This window comes from Acinetobacter sp. YH12135, assembly GCF_013418565.1.
GTDB classification, from domain to species: domain Bacteria; phylum Pseudomonadota; class Gammaproteobacteria; order Pseudomonadales; family Moraxellaceae; genus Acinetobacter; species Acinetobacter towneri.
This window is the reverse complement of sequence record NZ_VPBU01000043.1, coordinates 1-5,544: the sequence shown is the minus strand read 5'-3', so window position 1 is coordinate 5,544 and position 5,544 is coordinate 1. Positions and strand designations below refer to the sequence as shown.

At 41.6% G+C, this 5,544-nt stretch carries 4 protein-coding genes and 2 pseudogenes; 3 read left to right on the top strand and 3 right to left on the bottom strand.

The annotated features are described in order from the left end of the window. Window positions 1-19: 19 nt before the first annotated feature. On the top strand, window positions 20-1,522 hold the full coding sequence (locus FTU70_RS14100) for an IS91 family transposase (RefSeq protein WP_138773302.1): 1,503 nt from the start codon (window positions 20-22) through the stop codon (window positions 1,520-1,522). Between the two features lie 181 nt (window positions 1,523-1,703). Here FTU70_RS14100 and FTU70_RS14095 read toward each other — a convergent pair whose 3' ends face one another. From FTU70_RS14095 to FTU70_RS14085, 3 genes are all read right to left on the bottom strand, one after another. After that, entirely contained in the window at window positions 1,704-2,033 is a 330-nt protein-coding gene (locus tag FTU70_RS14095) for a hypothetical protein (protein ID WP_180060780.1), read from the bottom strand. Window positions 2,034-2,049: 16 nt separating this feature from the next. Further along, on the bottom strand, window positions 2,050-2,919 hold the full coding sequence (gene erm, locus FTU70_RS14090) for a 23S ribosomal RNA methyltransferase Erm (protein WP_107318659.1): 870 nt from the start codon (window positions 2,917-2,919) through the stop codon (window positions 2,050-2,052). A gap of 276 nt (window positions 2,920-3,195) precedes the next feature. Further along, entirely contained in the window at window positions 3,196-4,440 is a 1,245-nt protein-coding gene (locus tag FTU70_RS14085) for a hypothetical protein (protein WP_179990686.1), read from the bottom strand. Between the two features lie 149 nt (window positions 4,441-4,589). Between FTU70_RS14085 and FTU70_RS14080 the strand changes: the two are divergent. Both FTU70_RS14080 and FTU70_RS14465 read left to right on the top strand, forming a co-directional pair. Then, window positions 4,590-5,102: pseudogene (locus FTU70_RS14080) on the top strand (class I SAM-dependent methyltransferase); the annotation flags it as partial. A 30-nt stretch (window positions 5,103-5,132) separates the two neighbouring features. Beyond that, window positions 5,133-5,354 (top strand): annotated as a pseudogene (locus tag FTU70_RS14465) (BCCT family transporter); the annotation flags it as partial. Window positions 5,355-5,544: the final 190 nt, after the last annotated feature.

The window sequence follows — 5,544 nt, the reverse complement described above, 5'->3', positions numbered from 1 at the left end:
TATCGCAAGGATGCGGATCATGCCCCAAGTGGCGGCCAGGATGGCCAGCCGGGACGAGAACACTGGTCGTTACCAGCGTCACCGGCCCGAGCAAACCCTGCTCTATCGGATCGTCGAAGAATACTACCCGACGTTCGCTGCCCATTTGGCGGCGCAGGGCAGGGAACTGCCCGGCTATGTGCAACGCGAGTTTGACGACTACCTCAAATGCGGCCGTCTCGAACACGGCTTTCTGCGGGTGCGTTGTGAGTCGTGTCACGCTGAGCACCTGGTTGCGTTCAGCTGCAAACGTCGGGGCTTCTGTCCTAGTTGTGGCGCACGGCGTATGGCCGAAAGCGCCGCGCTACTGGTCGATGAGGTTCTGCCCGTACAGCCCATGCGCCAATGGGTACTCAGCTTTCCCTTTCAATTGCGCTTTCTGTTCGCCAGCCGGCCGGAGGTCATGGGCCGGGTGTTGGGCATCGTTTACCGCGTCATCGCCACGCATCTGGTCAAGAAAGCGGGCTATACCCACCAAGCGGCCAAGACCGGTGCCGTCACCCTGATCCAGCGCTTCGGCAGTGCACTGAACCTCAACATTCACTTTCACATGCTGTTCCTCGATGGCGTGTACGTTGAGCGTCCCAATGGAACAGCCCGGTTCCTCTGGGTCAGGGCGCCGACCAGCGCCGAACTCACCCAACTGGCGCACACCATCGCCCATCGGGTCGGCCGCTATTTGGAGCGGCAAGGCCTACTGGAGCGGGATGCTGAAAACAGTTACCTGGCCTTGGATGCGGTGGATGAAGATGCGATGACTCCACTGCTGGGGCATTCCATCACGTATCGCATCGCCGTGGGGCCACAGGCAGGGCGCAAGGTGTTCACCCTGCAGACACTGCCCGCCTGCGACCCGGAAGATCAGTTTGGTGACATGCCCGGTAAGGTTGCCGGTTTCTCGCTACATGCCGGCGTAGCGGCCAAGGCCCATGAGCGCAGCAAACTCGAACGGCTGTGCCACTACATCAGCCGCCCGGCGGTGTCTGAGAAACGGCTGTCGCTCACGAAGAATGGCAACGTGCGCTACCAGCTTAAGACGCCGTACCGGGACGGCACCACGCATGTGATCTTTGAGCCGCTGGACTTCATCGCAAGACTGTCGGCGTTGGTGCCGAAGCCACGTGTGAACCTTACCCGGTTTCATGGGGTGTTTGCGCCCAACAGCAAGCACCGCGCCCTGGTTACACCTGCCATGAGGGGCAAGGGGAGCAAAAAGGTCAAGGTATCGGATGAGCCGCCAACACCCGCTGGGCGGCGAGCGTCGATGAAATGGGCACAGCGGCTCAAGCGTGTATTCCAAATCGACATCGAGACTTGCAGCGAATGCGGCGGTGCCATGAAGGTGATTGCCTGTATTGAAGATCCGGTAGTGATCAAGCAGATCCTCGACCATCTGAAGCAAAAAGCCGAAACCAACGAGTCCAGCCCGTTGCCCGAGAGCCGGGCACCACCGGCTGGCCTGTCGCCGGGTCTGTTTACCTGACCCGTCCCAAACGATTCCGATCACGATGCTGCGGTAATTCAGCCGCGGCAGGGATGCGTTATGCCGGCGGCTTGGGTTGGCCCCGGCTGTCGGGAAAAACGGGTGAATTTTCGGCGGGATCGATGGCTACACGGGCCGGATTCAGAATCACCCACTGGCAAAGCAGGCCGTCATTCGCGGTCTACAGTGGCTGGACTTGGAGAAAAACGGCGTTTATTCTTCCTATACTCCGTTTATTCTTCCTATACTCTTTTATATCTGATAATTGCAGATTAAATTCAGATAATAAAACATTTACAATATTTTTGAATTGAGTTTCAGAATAAAAAGCTTTATTATGATGTTTTATTCTGGATAAACGCTCTAGTTCCCAATATCTTAATAATGACAATTTACCACCATCATATTCCCAAAGTGAAATATTTTGGTCGTGCCTTTTTGTATCTGTTTTATAAAAATTGGCATACTTGTTTATCTCTACATATGCAAATAAGTAGTAACCTTTTTCCAATTAAGTACCCTTTTATTTAATATCTTTGAGTTCTGCTTCTGTGGACTTTTTCTAATTTTGATTGTTCTTTTAAAAGTTTTTGATAAGAACCTTCTACGAGTTTTTTCTTGTCTTGGCATACAAACTGCTTATATGTATCGAACATTTTAATCCATTGAATATATGTCCAATCGGAAAAATTTAGTTCACTATCTAAATTGATAATTTTTTTCAAACGTTTTTGCTGTTCATAAGAAAAAATATTTTTTGTTTTTTGTTTAAAATTTAATCCTGGGGCAGTATACATATATGATAAAAAATCCCAATATTCTAACATTGTTGCTTTTTTTATATCACAATATTCTTTTTTATGGAAATGCACAAGAACTATAGACACGTTGGGTTTTGGTTTAAAATCTGAAGGCAAAAACTCATAAGCCAGTTTTATATCATATAACGGTTTGAACATAAGTGATTTTAATGTGTCTTTATAATATGGAGTGCCTGCGTATTTTAACATTGCTTCGTACTGCATTATAATATACATATCTTGTGGCGGGTTGATTGCTGTTAGTAATCTTGTTAAGATTTCTCCCGTCATATTAAACGGTATATTAGAAAAAACTTTATAATTGCCATCAGGAAGTTTTATGTTCATAAAATCTTGATTGATAAGTGTTAGTTTTTCACTATTCAAGTTTTGCTTTAAAAATTGATACAAAGAGGTGTCTAATTCAATTGCAATTACACTTTTACTTACTCTTAATAAATGTTCGGTTATTATGCCTTTTCCCGGACCTATTTCATATACAATGTCAGTATTATTTATATTGCTATTTTCAACAAGGCTACTAACTAATTTTTTATCGTGTAAGAAATTTTGTGAATCCCTAATATTTCTTTCCATAAATTCCCTTTAATTGCATAATCTTTAATAGTTTATATAATTAATTATAAGATGAAACGTACAGTTTGTCAACTATTGCCATTTAAATTGGACATATAGCAAGCATACAAAATAATGGTGTTTTTACATATAAAAAACTACTAATACTGGTTACAAATCTTAAACCAAATAAAAATTTGCATAAAAAAAGATGTGATGATTATTAAATTCTTCACAACTTTTATATGTTAATATTTAACCAAAACATTAGATTTTAATATGTTTAGTATTTTACTCTCATACTGGCACCGTGAAGTCTACGTCAATTCCCCAAACATTTAGAGTAAGTGCAAAAAAGCCATTTTTAAAATTTGTTTCGGACAAGTAAAAAGTTTTAGGCTCATCAATTCCCCAATAATATATATCTATATATTCTGCATAAAGAAATTTTTGAGATTCTTCATCGTATTTTATGCCTTCGACACCATATCCCTCTTGAAACCTATAATCGCCTAGTATATTGACAAATTCATGTGATAGATAAGGTATTGCATAGTTTTCATCATTGTTATCGTAGACAGCAATTAAGAGTTGGAATTCATAAGTATCATCATTAGAGTCGATTGCATTAATCGTTATCCATTGTAAACCGACACTTGTGTTGTCATATACAAAATCCTCACCTATTAAAACGGTAATAAACTCATTTGAAATTTCATTAAAATCGTAGAGATCGTAAATTAGTACCTCAAAATCTAATTTTAGACCCGAAAAATCCAAATCCATTGGCACAATTAGTAATGGATTTCTGTTGATTGAACCATATGAGGCATAGCTAACACCATAGTCAATTATGTCAGAATAATCAGTTATGTCAGAAAGATCCATATCGGCTATATTAATTATAACTTGTGAATCATGTATTACATCCCCATCTTTAGCAACTAAAAAGGTTTTTGAGGTGAAATAATCTTTTTCATCAACAGTATATTTGATAACTATAAAGCCGTATCCTTCTGTGTCAATGTCATAAGAAACAACCATATCTTTTGTAACTTGAACATTAGAATGTTTGTGGTGATTTATATAATAAATTCCTAGATATAAACTTAGTTTCATGTCGCTTAAGACTTCTTCTAAAGTGGAGCCTAATTTAACGGATTCAGAGTCTATATCAATTTCAATTTTATTATTAAATGCCAAGTTTTTTGAAAAATCATCGCTTGATATTTCATCTAAAATGGTTTTAATTTTTATTTCAAACTCATAACCTTCAATCTCAATTCTTGTATTATGAATGCCTTCATCCAATATTGTTTCTTGATCTTCATCAATTATGTCCTCAAAGCGAACAGTGTTAAAATATCCATTATCGTAAACTAGCACTATATCAGAAAAAAGCATACCTGCATTATATTCATTGATCTCTTCGTCTTCGATTGCGGTATAAAAAATTAGACCATAATTTCCATTAACATCTTTAGTTGGAGAGAGGTTTATAACTGCTAAAACCTCAAATTCCTCGTCATCTGCAACAAACAAGTCTTCGCGTATTAATGCTGCGTATTCGTTAAAGGCAAAAATAACATCTTCCGATATTTGGGTAAATAGAACAGCTTCCCAATTAGAAAAATAAGCATAAAAATCTTGAGTGCCTTTATTTATTACAAGCCGAATTTTCTAAATTACCTAAAGGAGGTAAGGTTCTTTGCTTAGCCGAAGGTGAAGGTCGCAATGCTGTGTTTTTAGCCAAGCAAGGTTATGACGTTACAGCGGTTGACCAGTCTAGCGTCGGCTTAGAAAAAGCACACAAATTGGCGGCTGAACAGGGTGTAAAAATCACCACAGTGGTAGCCAACTTAAATGAGTATGATTTAGGCGTAGACGCTTGGGATGGCATCGTTTCAATTTTCGCTCATGTGCCTCTTGAGTTACGGTTGAAATTGCATAAGCAGGCAGTGGCTGCATTAAAAGAAAATGGCGTCTTTATGCTAGAAGCCTATACAGCTGCTCATATTGACATGGATGGAGTGGGTGGTCCTCCTGCCTCGCAAATAGATATGTTTATGTCGCTTGAAGGGTTGCAGCAAGAACTAAACGGTTTGGATTTTATAATAGGTGCTGAAGTAGAGCGTGAAATCTCTGAAGGAAACTATCACCAGGGTAAAGGAGCAGTCGTTCAAGTGGTTGCCTGTAAGAAATAGTTAGTTAAATAGTAAGTTCTAAGGAAAGTAATGAGTACGTTTAAGCAATGGGTAAACCGTCTTTTAGGAGACGTAGGAACCGTTTTTTACCTATCAATACTCTTTATTGGTTTGTTTTTAATTGCCACAGTCAGTAACCCTGATGGCGTTCAAGAGTTAGCGCAAAAAGCACTGGATGCGACCGCTGATGACTTTGGCTGGTTGTACTTATTAGTGACCAGTGGCTTTGTCATTTTTACACTCTGGTTGGGGTTGTCACGCTTTGGCAGTATTCGCCTCGGGCCTGATGACGAGGCACCCGAGTTTAGCTATGGCTATCGCAAGGATGCGGATCATGCCCCAAGTGGCGGCCAGGATGGCCAGCCGGGACGAGAACACTGGTCGTTACCAGCGTCACCGGCCCGAGCAAACCCTGCTCTATCGGATCGTCGAAGAATACTAC